15 protein-coding genes and 1 pseudogene are annotated in these 16,478 nt (G+C 68.6%); 11 read left to right on the plus strand and 5 right to left on the minus strand.

Features of this window, described 5'->3' with window-relative positions:
- Positions 1–175: 175 nt before the first annotated feature.
- The gene (locus ABD437_RS18365; protein ID WP_344650063.1) at positions 176–871 is read right to left on the minus strand and encodes a maleylpyruvate isomerase family mycothiol-dependent enzyme; all 696 of its coding nucleotides are present in this window, start codon (positions 869–871) and stop codon (positions 176–178) included.
- A gap of 70 nt (positions 872–941) precedes the next feature.
- On the opposite strand from ABD437_RS18365, the gene ABD437_RS18370 reads away from it, so the two are divergent.
- The 6 genes from ABD437_RS18370 to ABD437_RS18395 all read left to right on the plus strand — a co-directional run bounded on the left by ABD437_RS18370 (position 942) and on the right by ABD437_RS18395 (position 7,387).
- Positions 942–1,406, plus strand: coding sequence for a MarR family winged helix-turn-helix transcriptional regulator (locus ABD437_RS18370; RefSeq protein WP_344650064.1), 465 nt, complete (start codon positions 942–944; stop codon positions 1,404–1,406).
- Positions 1,407–1,701: 295 nt separating this feature from the next.
- Entirely contained in the window at positions 1,702–2,289 is a 588-nt protein-coding gene (locus tag ABD437_RS18375; RefSeq protein WP_344650065.1) for an RNA polymerase sigma factor, read from the plus strand.
- Complete coding sequence (locus ABD437_RS18380; protein WP_344650066.1) at positions 2,286–3,218, plus strand: hypothetical protein; 933 nt, start codon at positions 2,286–2,288, stop codon at positions 3,216–3,218. Before ABD437_RS18375 ends, ABD437_RS18380 begins: the two co-directional genes overlap by 4 nt.
- Before the next feature lie 186 nt (positions 3,219–3,404).
- Positions 3,405–3,965, plus strand: coding sequence for a hypothetical protein (locus tag ABD437_RS18385; protein ID WP_344650067.1), 561 nt, complete (start codon positions 3,405–3,407; stop codon positions 3,963–3,965).
- A 1,129-nt stretch (positions 3,966–5,094) separates the two neighbouring features.
- Positions 5,095–5,271, plus strand: a complete 177-nt coding sequence (locus ABD437_RS18390; protein WP_344650068.1) for a hypothetical protein — start codon at positions 5,095–5,097, stop codon at positions 5,269–5,271.
- 1,324 nt (positions 5,272–6,595) lie between these two features.
- Positions 6,596–7,387, plus strand: coding sequence for an alpha/beta hydrolase (locus tag ABD437_RS18395; protein ID WP_344650069.1), 792 nt, complete (start codon positions 6,596–6,598; stop codon positions 7,385–7,387).
- A gap of 718 nt (positions 7,388–8,105) precedes the next feature.
- On the opposite strand, the gene ABD437_RS18400 is transcribed toward ABD437_RS18395, so the two are convergent.
- Entirely contained in the window at positions 8,106–8,846 is a 741-nt protein-coding gene (locus ABD437_RS18400) for a hypothetical protein (RefSeq protein ID WP_344650070.1), read from the minus strand.
- A 338-nt stretch (positions 8,847–9,184) separates the two neighbouring features.
- Here ABD437_RS18400 and ABD437_RS18405 point away from each other — a divergent pair, with 338 nt between their 5' ends.
- Together ABD437_RS18405 and ABD437_RS18410 are read left to right on the plus strand one after the other, a co-directional pair.
- Positions 9,185–9,730, plus strand: coding sequence for a DUF4240 domain-containing protein (locus ABD437_RS18405; protein ID WP_344650071.1), 546 nt, complete (start codon positions 9,185–9,187; stop codon positions 9,728–9,730).
- 121 nt (positions 9,731–9,851) lie between these two features.
- Positions 9,852–10,151, plus strand: coding sequence for a hypothetical protein (locus ABD437_RS18410; protein WP_344650072.1), 300 nt, complete (start codon positions 9,852–9,854; stop codon positions 10,149–10,151).
- 117 nt (positions 10,152–10,268) lie between these two features.
- On the opposite strand, the gene ABD437_RS18415 is transcribed toward ABD437_RS18410, so the two are convergent.
- Positions 10,269–10,853, minus strand: coding sequence for a DUF3885 domain-containing protein (locus ABD437_RS18415; RefSeq protein ID WP_344650073.1), 585 nt, complete (start codon positions 10,851–10,853; stop codon positions 10,269–10,271).
- A 148-nt stretch (positions 10,854–11,001) separates the two neighbouring features.
- Between ABD437_RS18415 and ABD437_RS43035 the strand changes: the two are divergent.
- A pseudogene (locus tag ABD437_RS43035) lies at positions 11,002–11,577 on the plus strand (hypothetical protein); the annotation flags it as partial.
- 129 nt (positions 11,578–11,706) lie between these two features.
- Here ABD437_RS43035 and ABD437_RS18430 read toward each other — a convergent pair.
- Together ABD437_RS18430 and ABD437_RS18435 are read right to left on the minus strand one after the other, a co-directional pair.
- Complete coding sequence (locus ABD437_RS18430; protein WP_344650076.1) at positions 11,707–12,477, minus strand: SAM-dependent methyltransferase; 771 nt, start codon at positions 12,475–12,477, stop codon at positions 11,707–11,709.
- 83 nt (positions 12,478–12,560) lie between these two features.
- Positions 12,561–13,823: an ROK family protein gene (locus ABD437_RS18435; protein ID WP_344650077.1), complete on the minus strand. Its 1,263-nt coding sequence runs from the start codon at positions 13,821–13,823 to the stop codon at positions 12,561–12,563.
- A gap of 377 nt (positions 13,824–14,200) precedes the next feature.
- Between ABD437_RS18435 and ABD437_RS18440 the strand changes: the two genes are divergently transcribed.
- Both ABD437_RS18440 and ABD437_RS18445 read left to right on the plus strand, forming a co-directional pair.
- Positions 14,201–15,481: an ABC transporter substrate-binding protein gene (locus ABD437_RS18440; RefSeq protein WP_344650078.1), complete on the plus strand. Its 1,281-nt coding sequence runs from the start codon at positions 14,201–14,203 to the stop codon at positions 15,479–15,481.
- 63 nt (positions 15,482–15,544) lie between these two features.
- The gene (locus tag ABD437_RS18445; protein ID WP_344650079.1) at positions 15,545–16,477 is read left to right on the plus strand and encodes a carbohydrate ABC transporter permease; all 933 of its coding nucleotides are present in this window, start codon (positions 15,545–15,547) and stop codon (positions 16,475–16,477) included.
- Position 16,478: the final 1 nt, after the last annotated feature.

The following is a 16,478-nucleotide window of genomic DNA, read 5'->3' on the forward strand; positions in this document are numbered from 1 at the left end:
TCTGGTTACCCCATACCGGCGCGGATCCGCTCGTCCGCGACGAAGAGCGGATCTGTTGGGCCGGCATTCAGCCCTGGTCGTTCGCCGATGCCGCGCGGGTTGACACGGAGGGGAGCCGGGAGAGCGATCCGGCGACCAGTTCTCGTGGTGTACGTGCGGACGACCGGGGCGCGGTTCAGGCAGTGACGAGCCGGCGAAGACCCTCGGCCCCGGGGCCCTGCAGCTGTGCTATCCGCGCGGTGCGTCCGGTGAGCAGCAGGAACAAGTCGGTCATGGTGCCCGTCACCTCCGGGCCGGCTCCGGTGGACCAGGTGTGGTCTGCCGCGGTGAGCCGCACCGTCGTCAGCGGCAGCCGCCGGAAGACTTTCGCGTTCCCGCGGGCGCGGTAGGAGACGACGCGGTCGGCGGCTTCGGCCACTTCGTCGGCGGGGATGTGGATCTCACGGCCCAGCGGGATGGTCATGTCGTAGGTGTGTCCGACGGCGTCGATGAGCGCCTCGCGGCAGGTCAGGCCGGGAAACGGCCGGTGATGGCCGATCAGCAGGCTCAGTCGTCGGAGGATCTGGTCGGAGTCGTAGCGCCGGGCGAGGTCGATCGAGCCGTGCCGGATGAGGTGATTGGTCGAGCCCGGATGCCGGAGCGCGAGCAACGCCATCTGCGGAACGGTCAGCAGCGGCATCGTCAGATGCGCCGCGACGTCCCTGACTCTCCAACCCTCGCACAGTGAAGGCGTGTTCCAGTCGCCCGGGGACAGACCCGTCAGAAGGTCCACGATGGCGCGGCGTCGCCGGTCGACGGCCGACCAGACTTCGGTGTCGTCCATGGGGGCCGATCCCTTCGCCGAGGCGAAACTAGTACGATGATGGACCAAATCTAGTCCTGTCTGGTACTACCTGGGAAGGCCCTAAGGCGTGGAACGCGACCTCTCGTCAGGCTGGCTCATGTTCATCGGCTTCCGTGCGGCCGAAGACCGGATCCTCGCCGCGCTCGCCGAGGCCGGCTTCGACGACCTCACCAGGACACAGGCCCGGCTCTTGGCCGGCATCGACCTGGACGGCACCAGGCTGGTCGTCCTCGCCGACCGTGCACGGCTCCCGAAGCAGACGGCGCTGGCCCTGGTCAACGGCATCGAGAAGGCCGGCTACGTGGAGCGGGTGCCGGATCCCTCCGACGGGCGCGCACGCCTGATCCGGCTGACGCCGCGCGGCCGCAGCATCCTGCCCGTCGCCATGGCCGAGGAGGCCCGGATCGAGTCCGACTGGCGGGCTCTGCTGGGCACCCGGCGAGCGCGGGCGCTCCGCGCAGCACTGTGGGAGCTGGCGCTGGCCGCCGATCCTCAGCTACGCCCGCCCGAAGCCCGTTGGCCGACGGGGTGCCCGGCCGCCACCAGTTTCGCACCCACGTGACCCCCACAAAAGCCGCGAACGTACCGCCCCCGGGCGTCGTCGCGTCCGGACCGCTGTCGGAGAGCGACGCCAAACGGTCCGGCGCGGAGGCTTCGCGCGCTCGATGGCAGGTGTGTGCGTTCGGATTCCAACCCGCCGCCCTCGACGCCGACACCGCACGGGACGTGCCGGAAGCTCGCCGCAGGTGCGGACACCAGTGTGGCTGAGGTCGAGCACCCTCCCCAGACAGTGAACCAGCGGCGGCGAGGATGGTGAGCGGATGCAACACGAACCGGCCCGGCGGTGACTGATCAGTGTGACGACCTCCCCACCCACTGATCGGCAGCTGTGGGAAGCGACGGCCGCCGGCGACGACGACGCCTTCAGCGTGCTGTTCGACCGCCATCTCAAGGCGGTCAACAATCACTGCTTCCGGCTCACCGCCGACTGGTCCCTCGCCGACGACGCCACCTCCGCCGCGTTCGTCGCCGCCTGGCGTGCGCGAGGCTCGGTGGCCCTGGTGCACGACTCCGCGCTGCCCTGGCTCCTCACGGTCGCGACCAACACCGTGCGTAACGAGTACCGGTCGCGACGGCGTCGTGCCGCGCTGCTCGAGCGCCTGCCGCCGCCCGTGCCCGCGCCGGACCACGCCGACGACGTCGCCGAACGCCTCGACGACGAGCACCGCATGGCGGAGCTGCTCGCCGCCGCGGAGGAGCTGCCACGCGCCGAGCGCGAGGCGCTCGCGCTCTGCGTCTGGTCGGACGTGTCCTACGCCGACGCCGCCGCGGTGCTCGGCATCGCCGAGGTGAGCGTCCGCTCCCGGGTGAGCCGCGCGAAGGCGCGCCTGACCAAATACTTCACCAGCCGGATTCCGACGCACATCGCGAGGGAGGGCCGATGACCAGCACGATCCCCCAGCCGCCCACGGAGCGGGAGGTCTCGTCCGCGCGGCGCGACGCGATGCACGACCAGCTGCGTCGCCGGATCGCGGCGGAGCGGTACCGGCAGGCTCGCGGCCCGCGCGCGGCCGGCCCGCGCCGTCACCTGCTCCCGCTGGTCGCGGCCGCAGCCGTGCTCGTCGTTCTCGGCGCCACGGTCACCGTGCTGACGCTGATCCGGAACGAGAAGCCGGCACCGCCCGCGCAGCGGCCCACGCCGATCGTGTCCGCGACGCCGTCGCGCCAGGTGACCCCGCAGGACCAGAACTTCACCGCCCAGGCAGGGGTGCTGCGCGACGCCTGTGCGACCGCGCTGCGCGACGAGGAGCCCGGCGCGACGAGCAACCAAACGCCGCCCGCGAGGGAGTTCGTCGATCTCGACGCGCTGCGCTTCCTCGGCGCGGCGACGGACAACGAACAGTTCGCCGCGGCGTTCACCGACGACGAGACGATGGTGTTCTGCGTCTGGAGCGGGCCCGGCGGGTCCTCGCCGATGCCGCCGTCCGGCCAGGTACGACTGCTCGGCTACCGGAAGCACGTGCAGTGGATGCCCGGGCCCGTCACGGTCGAACTGTCGACCGGCGCCGGGGGTGAACCGTGGTCGGCGCTGCTCGTCGGTCGGGCCGTCGCCACGGCGAAGACCGTCGAGGTCGTGAACGGCGACATGGTGACGGTCGTGCCGGTCCGCAACGGAACGTTCGTCGCGGCGGCGGAGACCCGCCCGGGCACCAGCCGCGGCCCGATCACCGTGCGGGCCCTCGCCGCCGACGGCTCCCTGCTCGGCGAGTGGCGCCAGGGGCAGCGGGTCTGCGCGGTGGATCCGAACGGTGCGGTCGTGTTCGGGGTCACCGACGACCCAGGGATCTGCGTCCGGGCCGTGCCGTGGCGCTGAGGACAGTTGCACGTTCTCAAGAGAACGGAGGGTCGCGATCAGCACCGCCACGGCGCCGTCGGACCCGGTCTCCCGGATCCGGGGCAGGATCACGACCGGCGGCAGAAGCGGATGTTCATGGATAGGACCGCCCGCAGCGGTCGGTCGGGTTGCGTTACTACGCTTCGCCCGATCTAGCGAGCGGAGATGGTGGTGGCCGGGGACTGGCGGACGTACATCGAGTACGACGAATGCGCGGCGGATCGGATCGTTTTGACGGTGGGAGACCGGCTGCTGTGGCGCTTGGTCTTCGAGGCCAACCCGAACGTCACGCCGGAGTGGGTGACAGAGCTCAAGTGGGACGTCACTCCGCTGCCGAGGACGCAGGAGGGCGCGTACCCGACGCTCCTGCGCGCCGGCGCCGTGACCGCCTACTGGGAGGCGGAGCAGGAGACCCGGGGCTCGGTACGACTGGCCGGCGAACTCCTGCCGATGACGAGCTACAACGAGCCTGTCGATCTCCCGGCTGACTTCCCGTCGGTCGAAATCCTCATCGAGGATCTTCAGGTCTACAGCGCGGAGTACGCCAGGTGGGTTCCGGAAGCCGAGGAGGCCGTGCCGGTCGGCGGTACAGGAACCTATCGCCGAGTGCGATCCACTCCTCGATTCGTTGACCTCACCGATCCGATCCACCGGCCGGACGGTCGCCATGATCTCGGGGTATTGATCAGTTTCACGGTGATCGAGCAGCGGACAGCCAACGCGTGAACCGCACGCGGCAGAAGCGCAGAGGCGCACCGCGGCATGAGCGTGACTTTGGGGCCAGACTGTGGCGGCGCGGACGGTGTGGGCGCCGAGGAGTCGCAGCGCTGGCCGACCGCGACAGGAACGCGGTCGACGCCTCCCTCCAAGGCTCTGGTGAGCTCGTCGGTGTCTGGCCGAGCCTGCGGCTCCGCTGTTCGCGGTCTCCCGCATGGTGAACGAGACGCACGATCCTCACCCGAGGAAGCGTCTACTCACCAGCGGCCGGTATGGAGCTGTCACGCCGTCGATGCCGGCGGACCGCGCGCACGACGTCGTATATAAGCAATGCGGTGGCCGCGCCCAAGCCCTGCCCTAAGAAGCCCTGCCACCAGGGCTGCCATAGCCCGGGATGCCAGGTGTCTCCCCGACCGAATAGCCAGTGTGTGACGGCAAAGAAGGCCAGGATGAGGGCGGGGATCACTACGCCGAAACCGACATAACGCGTGATCCAATATTTCATTCCTAGCCGTTGAGGATCCTGCGGGTTCGACACCATCGGATCCTTTCACGACTCCTGTGGCGCGCCGATGCACTTCGATCACCAAGTCCTCGTTTGCGGTACGACCCAACGATTCGGTCCAGCCGCAGACGGGGTGGCGAGCCGGTATAACGGGCACCGGACGGCGAGATCGGATGCGTCCATCGACCGCGAGCGGAGCACGCGCGGTGGCCGGTCCTCGATTTGCCGCCTGACCCGATCCAACGCCGCCCGGCCTTCCGAACGCCGACGGGTCGTGGGCGTCGAGACGGATGGCGGTGCTCCGGTCAGCTTGAGCATGCACATAGCGGCATGTGAGACGTGACCGCAACCTCCGGTGCGTGTGGATTCCGACCTGTCCGAGCGCGCCGAAATCCGCGCGCTCTTGCGGCGCCCGCCGGCTGCCGCCGACGCGGTTTGCCGGGAAATCGTCGGATCCGACGGCGCGGAACCGACGCGTTCCTGGCAATCCCCGGAACGGGACCGATCCGCCCAGCGATAAAGGGTCCTACCGCGAGGCGCGACCGGCGGCAGGAGAGTGCACGCCGCGACCAAGTGGCCGCGCTCTTCGAGAACACGACACCGCGAGCCGGCACCGGCACTACGGTCGCCGACATGACTGACCCCGACGCTGCGCGCCTTCGCCAGATCGCCGACGAGCTGAGGGCGATCCGGAATCGCACGTGTGAACCGAAGAACAACCAGAATCCTCGCTACCACCGGTTATCGATGGCGGTGTCATCGGTCGAGTTCGCCGCTGACGACATCGATGACGAGGCGGCGCGCGACTGATCATCTAAGCCCGCTGCGCGGCGGGAGAGTGATCGTGGTCCGGGTATGAATCGCGCGCAACCGTCCGACACTCGGAACGTGCCCTCCGTGGGTTGCCGCCGACCGCGCCGCACCATGAAGCGGTGGGCGCCGGGGGAACGGTTGATCGGAGTCAGCGACGTGCCGCGAATCGCGCATGGCGGCAACTGCCAGCACCCGTACGGGCTGAGGTTATGAGGCGATCGAATGGCGGGGAAGTCCACCCCGATCCGGGAGTGGCAGCTGTCGCTGAGTGTGTTGGGCGCGAGCCAATTTCGAGCGGTGGCGAAATCGTCGACCTCGGTGGCTTCTGACCCTGCTAGGCGTCGGACTCTTCGTCTTCGGTTACCCATTGGGAGAGGGGTGCGTCCGGTGGCTCCTGAGCGGTTCCGGTGGGGTGCTCACTATCTTAGGCCTGCTCGGCTGGAACCGTCTGGCGACGACGCAGATGGTACGGGCTGCCGACCTTCACCGTGCTGGCGGCTGACCCCCCACCCGAGTCGAGCCAGCCGCCCTGGCGACGAACGAATGACTAACCGCGGCATGAGAGTGCGTCGGCAGCAGCGGAAGGTCAGAACGGCACCCCTAAAGAAGCCATCCGCATGTGGGATCGGCCGAGAATGCGGCTCAAATCGTCCTGGGGTGCACGGTGGACCGACGCTGACGGCGATAGGAGCCGCAGGAGCGCGCAGGGCCTCTCTGCCGAGGCCGGTGAGCAGTAGCAAGATCTAGACGTCGTCCGTGCTGACCGACATCACCGGGTCGGAACATCGCTAGCCAGAGCAGCGGAGTAGCCCCGACACCACGGGACTGATGCAGAGGATCGGTTCGGGCCTCATGCGCGAGAGCCTGAAGCGGAGTGCTCGGCTATCCATCGCCGCCCATCCGGGCGATCGATCTGTCACGTCCCGGAGACCAGGTAGGCGGCAAGGATGTAGGTGGGGACGATCTGCCCTAGCCGAGTCGAGTAATGCCTAGACAGCTAACCGTTGGATGCCAGCGCTTCAGCTCCTCCGGGCATGTGTGGATGCCCGGTCACCGGGACTGCCGAAGTTCAGCGGGGGCCGGTGTGCCGGTGAGGTGAGTCGTCCTCCCGGCGCGCCGCTACTCCTCCACTCAGGACCGGCCACCGTAGCCTTCAGCTCCACAGCATTGCAACGCATTGCGTTCGATTCAGATCCATTGCAAGGATTACACTGTCCTGAACCGCAGGTTTATCGCTTTCGCGGGGCTTCTTCGTTGCTCAGATCGCGAACGCAACGTAGCGTTTCCAATGTTAGAAACGACGCGAACAAGGAGTGTTCCGATGACCGAATGGACCGGCATGGTGCCCGTCGACGACACCGCGCTCGCTGTCACCGACTTCGGCGGAGACGGCATCCCGGTGCTCTACCTCAACGGCCAATTCGCCACCCAGGGCTACTGGAGGCGCGTCATCGCCGACCTGGGCGCGGACTGGCGCCACATCACCTTCGACGAGCGGGCACGCGGCCGGAAGTCGAAGCGCTCCGCCGACTACTCGTTCGGCGCCGCGGTCCGGGACGTCGACGCCGTTCTCGCGGCCCGGGACGTCGAGCGCGCCCTGGTCGTCGGATGGTCCTACGGAGCGGTCGTCGCGGCGCACTGGGCGGCCCGCAACCCGGAGCGCGCGATCGGTGCGGTCATGGTCGACGGTGCGTTCCCGCACGACTGGCTCGACGACGCGATGGAGCAGCGGATCCGGACGATGTTCCGCCGGATGGGATGGTTCCTGCCGTTGGTGCGTCCGACCGGGCTGACCCCCCGGATGACCCCCGACCAGATGGCCGACAGCAACATCGAACTCGGCAAGCTCTCCCGTGAACGCGAGCTCGGCCCCGTGTTGGACTCCCTTACCGTGCCGGCGCGCTACGTCGTGGCGTCCGGGACGTCGCTCGGGAGCAAGGGCGACGAGCAGGAACGGATCCGCGCCGGCCTCGACGCGGTCGTCGCACGGAACCCCCACATCCGGATCAGCGCCAAGGTCGGCAGTAATCACGGCGCGCTGCTGAAGAAGGACTCCGCGGCCATCGTTGGCGCGGTGCGCGAGGTCGCCGCCCACGACCGGGCCGCGTATTGACGTCCACGGGCGGGCGCAGCAAGAGCGGGCGCGTCCGACCGGTGGCGTCCCGAGGGCACGGCAGGCGTTCGCGATTGAGCGCCAACCAGATTTGGCGGACGCCGCAGACGCTGCAATCTTCGGCGTGAAACCGCTTGATTTCGCTGGTCAAGAAGGCGTCGTGCCGCTCGGAAGCACGGGATACGAGAACGGAACATGGAGTAGCTGGACGGGGCGAGCAGGCAGCCATGCTCGGTGAGCACTCTCCAAGATCGGCTCGACACCATCGCACACCCCGGCGGCGCGGGCGGCGTGGTCTTCGATGAACCGCACGAGCGAGGCGAGGGCCGCTTGAACTCGGTCGCAAAGAGAGCAGTGGCCGCTTTCAGAATCTCGTTGGCGCTCCGCAACTCGGCGTCTCCCGCCGCAGCCGTTGAGTTCCGCCTGTCGCGACGCCTGAACGGCTTCGTCGATCTGAGCGGGCCTCTGCAGTCGATTGCCGAGAGCGCTCGATGGACCTGCCGCCGAGAAACAGCGGCGGAGTAGAGCAGCGCTCAGCGGGTCGCGGACAGCGCCCTCACCGTAGATCCGTGGGGCTCGTCGCGATCACCACCCGGTCAACTGGCGCATACCTCGAACAGCCTGGCCGCGGCATGTGAGTGAGTCTCTCGGCTTCGCCGCCAGGGAGCTTCTCGGTGATTTGTAGCGGGGCGCCAAAGCTCGGGGGACTCAGGTCCGCTCAGACCAGGTCGAGAACCTCGCTGCTCCATCCGAAGGCGGGTGCACTGTGCCAGGTTGGGCGCTCACCGGCCACGGCCATGCGGCGGCCTTCCGCGAATGCCTCGGCGTGCGCTGCGCTGATTGCGGTGAAACGACGGATCAGTGCCTGTGCCTGATCGGTCAGACCGAGACTGACAAGGTACTCCAAGAGGTCCTGAGCGAACGCCCATGGCCGGAGTAAGCCATCCGGCACGGCACCTGCGAGTTCGGTCGGGTCTCGAGTCGCACCCAACCACGGCAGCGCGATCTCCTCCAATTCCGCGACCAACGCTCCGGCGGCGGCCACCCGTTTCTGCGGATCGGTCAGGAGTGTGCTCTTGGGAGACAGATCGAGATAACTCGAGTAGCACACGATGTTCGCCACGGACGGCGGGCGGGACACCGTGAGAGGCGCATGCAGTCGGCGCCAACGGCCGAGGCCCTCGTCGTACACCCCCAGATTGACGGCTTGGACTTCAATAAGGCGGCCTGTCCGGTTGTACTTACTGCCTACGAAACCGATCCGCTCCAGCCGGCCGGCCACCTTCGCTTCGAGGCTCCTGCGGGTCGCGTGCCACTCGAACTCCCGATTTGCCAGACGGGACGCCAACCATCGTCCCGTCGCCTGCAGCACATCGGCCGGAGACTGGCAGTCGATCAATTCGGCGTCGAGCTCTCCCGCACCGGCACCGGAGTCGTTCGTTCCCACGATCGTGTTCATACACCCCGCAGGTACACCGGTCCGACACGGCGTCGTGCTCGGCGACCGCGACATCCTGGTCTTGGCGACGTCGAATTCGGGCACGCCGGTCAGAACCTGCCGATGCCGGTCGGCATCCGGGCGGCCCTCGATGCGCAGGAGCGGAGCCTGTCGCTATTTGAGCCGGCGGTGGGCCCTCCGCGGCAGCGCTTAGGCAGATCGCGACCTATATCGCTGGTCGAGATGTCCACGATGCCTTCGCGCAGGCGCCCACGCCACACCTAAACGCGCGCTCGGCGGCATGTGAGTGCGTTCGCTCTCGGCCGGGGTGTCGGCGTCAAACCTGTATGGTTCAGCCGGTGGAGCGGGCTCAGTTCTGGCGCATCGTCGAAGGTGCTCGCGCTGCGGGGGGCGCCGACACCGAACGCGTCGCGCAGGTACTTCTCCGGCGCCTTCGTGAATTGCCGCCGACCGAGCTCGAGCCGTTCCAAGAGCTCTGGGAGCAGGAACAGGACACGCTTTACTGCTGGCCCATCCACGACGCGGCGACTCTCCTGCTGGGGCCGCTTGATGATGATGCGCTGCTCGCGGTGCAGGACTGGATCGTGTCCCATGGGCGAGGCACCGTTCAACGCATTCTTGACGACCCCGACAGCCTCGTCGAACTGGCGGTGGATCGGCACAACGCTCGCATCGATTGGTTCTGCGGTCTGCCCATGGAGGCACACATTGCCGCAACCGGGAAGTCGTTTACCGCCGATCGGCTCGACGGGCCTGACGAGCCGTCAGGAGTCCCCGCCGGGTTGACCGATGGGGCCAGCATGAGGCAGCGATTTCCCCGGCTAACGGCTTACCTCGACGACAATCCGTGGATCGGACAACCGTGGAAGGACCCAGCAAGGTAGGCACGCGCTATCCGGACACCAAGAGCCGCGCCAGTCAGCTGTCTACTTGCGGCAGATGCGTACGTTCGGCCAGCAGTAAATTGCGCTGGCGTACAGGTGCCCAACGGCTACTGTCTCCGGGATGGCTGAACGCGAACCACCCCCCGACAGCGACGTTCGCCGACCGTTCCGGATGGTGGTCGACGTCCTGGCGACCGAGGCTCAGGTGATCGAACTTCAGGCGCTCCTCGGCGAAACCGTGTGCGGCGCATCGCACGAGCATCCCGGACCGTGCCGGATCGCCTGGACCATGTCCTACTCCGGCGACGACCCCGATGGTTCGTACGGTCTGGACGCCGAAGAAGCAGCCTTCGTCCGCGAGCAGTTGGCGCCCGTGCCGGTATGGCCGACCGCCGACGTCGATAACAGCCTCGGTCTCTGACGCACGCTTCGACGAGCAGGCGTGCGCTTTGCGAGATCGGCGGCACGAGAGTTCGTGACCCGAGCCATCGAGGATGGAGGGACGTCGCGTTTTCCATCACGGAGTCAGGAAAGCGGATTACAGGCCGCTCGGGTGAGACGACAGCCAGGAACGATGCTGCCCGCGAAGTGCGTCGCGCTTAGCCGTGGAGGGCAACAACACATCCATGCCGCCGTCGTACGGGTGGTACAGCCAATTCAATGAAGGGTCCGCGATCAGCACATTCGCTATCTCGTGGTCGGCGACCAGACGCAGCAGCGGACTCAGGGCATGCGGTGCGTCGAGGATCTCGCTCACATACAAGTGCATCCAGCTCTCGGAGCCCGGCTCCGCATCGATAAGGACGCTGGACCAATGCACGGCCTCGAGTAGGAGGTGATCGACACCTTCGGGTCGCAGCGACGCGTGCGGTGACGCAGTTGCCGAGTAACCTGCCGCCACCACGAGCACTGTTCTCGTAGCGATCAAACTGCTCAAGATCGCGTTGTGTCTTGCCAGCACCACCGCGTACTCGGCTTCCGACTCGGGGTATCGCTTTGAGCCGGGTAGGGCATGAAACCGGACCCACCGGTCGGGAATGGCCCGAAGTTCGTACGACACCTTCGGGTACTCAGGCCACTGCTCATCCCATAGCCGCGACAATTCGGCCGGATTCACACTCACGTTCCGATGTTACCTGCCCGTCGGCACTTAGCCTTTGTGCCGGCGAGAGGTCGACGCACTCAACTCGGCAAGTGCGTGCGTCGTTGCACATCGCTGTCAAAGGACTCGCAGCGCGGCGAGCGTGTTTCGTGCGGCAAGCAGTGCCGTCTGGGTGCTGGTCATGCGCATGCTCGGTGAGATGGCGGTGGCACACCCGTCCACCGGCTCGTTCGCCGACTGCGCCCGGGCCGCGCTGGGCAACTGGCCGGCCTCTCCGTCGGTCGGCTGTACTGGTATTACTGGGTGACCCGCCTCGGCGAATCGCCCTACGTGAGCGCGTTCGACGTGATGGGCATCCTGGGCGCCGCCGACCTGATGAACGCGGTGGTGCTCACGGTGTCGTGCTGGCCGCGCGGCACCACACCCCGCAGCGGCTGACGCGCCTGTCCCGCCAGGGTGTCCCGATCGCGGCGATCCTCGTGTCGACGGTCATCGGGTCCCTGTGCGGGGTCGCGGCGTACATCTCGCTCGACACGGTGTTCCTGGTCCTGCTCAACTCGTCCGGCGCGGTGATCCTGTTCATCTGCCTGTCGCAGCTGATCCTGCGCCGGCGCACGCCCGACGACGAGCTCCCGGTGACGATGTGGGGCTGACCGGTGTGGTCGTCGTCGCGATCCTCGTCGTGTTGGTGTCGATGGCGGTGGGGTCCGGCACCCGTTCGCAGCTGCTGCTGAGCCTGGTCAGTCGTCGTCGCCCACGCCGCGCTGGCCTGGCGACCGCCGCACCGTCAACCCGGCCCCGGCCACCCCGGCGACCCCGTCGGCCCCGGCGGCCGAGGAAACCTTCGGCTGACCACGACCACCCGCACCGTGTCCTACGGCTTGCGGGCCACCGCGCCGAGGACGGAGACGAGCGCGTCGGGCCGGTCGGACTGGTGGTCGTGGGCGTCGGGGCGCCAGCGGTGGACGAGGGTGAGGCCGGGCTCGACCAGCTCCAGGCCCTCGAAGAAGCGGGCGATCTCCGGCCCCGGGCGGGGCCGCAGCACCACGCCGCGCCGGGCGAAGTCCTGCTCCAGGGCCGCCCACTTGTCCGGGGCGAGGTCGGACGTCAGCTGGGAGAGCGCCAGGTACGACCCGGACGGCAGCGCGTCGACCAGACGGGCGACGCGGGCCTGCGGGTCCTCGGCGTCGAGCAGGTGGTGGGTCACGGCGACGAGCAGCAGCGCGACCGGCCGGGACAGGTCGAGCGTCTCGGCGGCGCGGGCCAGCACCCGGTCGGGCTCGCGCAGATCGGCCCGGGCGTAACGCACCCGCCCCGGCACGTCCCGGCCCCGGGCGACGACGAGCGGGTCGTAGTCGACGTAGACGACGGTGGCGTCCGGCGCGACGAGGTGCGTGCTGTCCGCGGCCGGGATGCCGCTGCCGACGTCGAGGAACTGGTCGACGCCCGAGCCGGCCAGGTACGTCACCGCGCGTCGCAGGAACTCGCGGTTGGCCTGGGCGGCGACCCGCGCGCCGGGGTTCACCGCCAGCCCGGCCTCGGCGGCGGCCCGGTCGGCGGGGAAGTTGTCCTCGCCGCCGAGCAGGTAGTTGTAGATCCGGGCCGAGTGGGGACGGTCGGTGCGCAGCTCGACGGCGTCGCTCATCAGACCATTGTGGAGCTGAAGCGGGGCCGCCGCACTGGTTATCACCCTCGGTGACGTCGGTCGACGTCACTGTCGGTGACGATCTACGCCGCGGGGTCGTCGGCCTCGACGGTGGCCAGGTCCGGCTGGCCGGCCGGGCTGGAGTACGGCAGCCAGCGGGCCAGCCGCGCCGGCGCGAACAGCTCGTCCACCACGAGGTGCACCGCGCCGGTCAGGCCCGCGGCCTCGCCGAGCGTCGACGGTTCGATCCGCAGCGTGCGGGTGGCCAGCGGGAGCGACCGGCGGTACACCGACTCGCGGATCGCCGCCAGCACGTAGTCACCCGCCCTGGCGACCTCGCCGCCCACCACGACCAGCCCCGGGTTGTAGAAGCTGACCAGCGTCGCGAGCGTCGCGCCGACCAGCCGCCCGGCCCGCGCCAGCAGCGCCCGGGCGCCCGGATCGCCCCGGTAGGCGGCGTTGGTGACGTCGGCGGCGCGGATCGCGCCGGTCGCCGCGAGCATCTCGGCCATCAGCGGGCTGCCGCCGGTCTCGGCCAGCCAGCGCCCCTCGCGGGCGATCGCGGCTCCGCCGGCCACGGCCTCGAGGCACCCGGAGTTGCCGCACCGGCAGATCACGCCCTCGGTCTCGGCCGCGACGACGTGCCCGATGTCGCCGGCGCAGCCGTTGTGGCCGCGGTGCAGCCGGCCGCCCGAGATGAGCCCGGCGCCGATGCCGGTGCCGATCTTCACGAACACCAGGTCCCGCGCCGCGGCGGCGGCCGGATTCGTGCGCACCTCGCCCAGCGCGAGCAGGTTCACCTCGTTGTCGACCCAGGTCGGGGCGTCGTAGTGGCGGGCGAACCGGTCGCGGACGGGGTAGCCGTCCCAGCCCGGCATGATCGGCGGCGCGACCGGCAGCCCGGTCGCGAACTCCACCGGCCCGGGGACGCCGACGCCGATGCCCCAGACCGCGCGCCGGTCGGGGAGGATCCGGTCGACGACGGCCTCGGCGTGGCCCAGGACGGCGTCGGGGCCGTCGGCGACGTCGATGCGCTCCTCGGCCCGGTGGATCAGCTGTCCGGCGAGGTTGGCGATACCGATCGCCATCCGCGTCGCGCCGATCCCGATACCGACGACGACCCCGGCCTCGGCCCGGAGTCGGAGCTGCCGCGGTGCGCGCCCACCGGTCGACGGGCCGACACCCGCGGTGACGACGAGGCCGGCGGATTCGAGTTCGGTGATGCGTGCCGCGATCACGCTGCGTCCCCATCCGACGCGCTGGATGAGCATCGGCTGGGTGATGCCCTGGTGACCGCGGATCGCGTCCAGCACGGCAGCGAGGCTCTCGCTCCGTTCAGCGGGCACGGTGGGAATCCTTCCGGTCGAGGCGAAGCGGAGACAGGTTTCGCGATGATTGCGAGAGATGGCGCGTTCCTCCGGTAACCGGCAAAAGTTCGCCGATCGGGCCGGGGGTGCTCTCTCGCTCGTGCGGGGGCCTTCTCTCCGATGTGGTCGAGCACAGAGTTTCTGAGCTGGCCTAATGCGCGGACATCGCGGCCTCCGAGCGGATCGGGTGGGGGTCGAGGCTAACCGCTGACGGCCTACGAAGCGCAAGACATCGATGCGGTTAATGCCGACCATCAGCAAACTTATGTTGTTTTTCAACGTAACTCATGTGAGTCTCAGCACGTCGCAGATGGGCCCCGAGGGCTCGTCGCTCGAGTCTCAACGAAGGGCTCACCATGACGTTCTCGATAGCTCGGCACAGACGCCGCGCCGCCGCCGTGGCGCTGCCTCTCACCGCCACGCTCCTGCTGGCCGCCTGCGGCGGTGGGGACTCCGGAGCGGACAGCAAGACCATCACGCTCGCCTACGCCACCGCGAACAACACCGAGCAGGCGTACGAGGTCCTGGCCAAGGACTACATGGCCGCCCACCCGGGCACCACGGTCAAGACCACCCGGATCGCGCTCAACGCCTACAACCAGACGATCAGCACCCAGCTCCAGGCCGGCAACGCCCCGGACGTGCTGTACATGAACTCCGGCACCGGCCAGACCGTCTCGGTCGGCCAGCTGTCGAAGGCCAACCACCTGCTCGAGCTCGACAAGAGCGTCGCCGCGGGCATCCCCGAGGCCCAGTTAGACGGCTACGAGTTCGACGGCAAGCTCTACGGCCTCCCGACCTCGATCACGATCAGCGGCATCGTCTACAACGACGAGCTGGCCAAGCAGAACGGCGTCACGATCACGCCGACGACGACGCTCGAAGAGGTTCTCAGCCAGTGCGGCAAGGTCGCCGCGACCGGCAAGTCGATCTTCGGCCTCGCCGGGTCGATCCCGGAGAACAACGGCATCCTGGCGCTGGAGATCGCCTCCTCGACGGTCTACGGCCCGACGCCGGACTGGAACCAGCAGCGCGCCGACGGCAAGGTCACGTTCGCGAACACGCAGGGCTGGAAGGACGCCCTGCAGGCGGTCAAGGACCTCAACGACGCCAAGTGCTTCCAGAAGGGCGCGGCCGGCGCCGGCTTCGACGCGCTGACCAACGGTGCCGCGCAGGGCAAGCTCTTCGGCTTCTTCGCGCCCAGCGGAGCGACGAAGGACATCATGGACGGGGCCAAGGGCCGGGTGAAACTGGTGGCCCTGCCGTTCCCGGGGCCGGCCGCCACCCCGACCCAGATGTCGGTCGCGAACAACCTCGGCCTCTCCGGCAACAAGAAGACCAAGAACCCGGACCTGGTCAAGGACTTCCTCAAGTACGCGGTCAGCCCGGAAGCGTCGAAGAAGTTCGCCCAGTCGCAGGGCAGCATGCCGATCGGCAAGGTCGCGACCGCCGACCTGCTGCCGCAGTACCAGCCGGTGGCCGACCTGCTCGCGAAGGAGCAGTACCGCCCGTTCGGTGTCGACAGCTGGAAGAGCCCGCAGGTGTACCCCGCACTCGGTAGCGGTCTGACCGGCCTGCTCACCGGCCAGAAGACCGTCGACGACGTCCTGAAGGCCATGGACTCCGCCTGGGGCTGAGCCCCCGCTGCGGGTGGGGCCGGCGCGTTCCGGCCCCACCCGCCCGGAACAGGGAGCAGAGACATGACGACGACCGAGAGCCGAGTACCGGCGGTCCGGACACCGCGCCGCCCCCCGGCCACGGGCCGCACCAAGTCCTACCGGGTGGGGTACGGCCACTGGTCCTGGGCGCTGCCCGCGGTGGTGCTGCTCCTGGGGCTGATCTACGCCACCACCGCGAGCGGCGCGTTCTACGCGTTCACGAACTGGACCGGGATCGGCGCGTACGACTTCACCGGCCTGGAGAACTTCCGGAAGATCTGGAGCACCGACGAACTCCGCGGTTCGCTGGTGAACACGCTGGTGCTGGCGTTCGGCTTCCTCGTGCTGACCAACATCTTCGGCCTGCTGTTCGCGCTCGCGCTCAACCGCGGTCTGAAATCGCGGTACGTATTGCGAACGCTGCTGTTCATGCCGGTGGTCATCGCGCCGATCGCGGTGTCCTACATCTGGAAGTTCATTTTCGCGTTCGACGGTCCGCTCAACGCCACCCTGAAAGCGGTCGGGCTCGAAAGCTGGCAGAAGGACTGGCTCGCCGAGCCGAAACTGGCACTGGCCTGCGTCCTGGTGGTCATGGTCTGGCAGAACATCGGCTTCGTCATGGTGATCTACCTGGCCGGCCTGGCGACCGTGCCGGTCGAGCTCGAAGAGGCCGCGGCGATCGACGGCGCCGGGCGGTTCCGCCGGTTCCGCGCGATCACGGTGCCGATGATCCAACCCTCGATCGCGATCGCCACCACGCTGATGCTGATCCAGGGTCTGCGGATCTTCGACCAGGTGCTCGCGCTCACCGGCGGCGGTCCCGCCGGCGCGACCCAGACGCTCGCGACGCAGGTCTACCAGCAGACGTTCGTCTACAGCAGCTTCGGGTTCGGCGCCGCGCTCGCGCTGGTGCTCAGCGCCCTGATCCTGATCTTCACCGTCTTCCAGCAGTACGCCACGCGCGACCGGACCTGAG

The organism is Cryptosporangium japonicum (genome assembly GCF_039524755.1).
GTDB lineage: Bacteria > Actinomycetota > Actinomycetes > Mycobacteriales > Cryptosporangiaceae > Cryptosporangium > Cryptosporangium japonicum.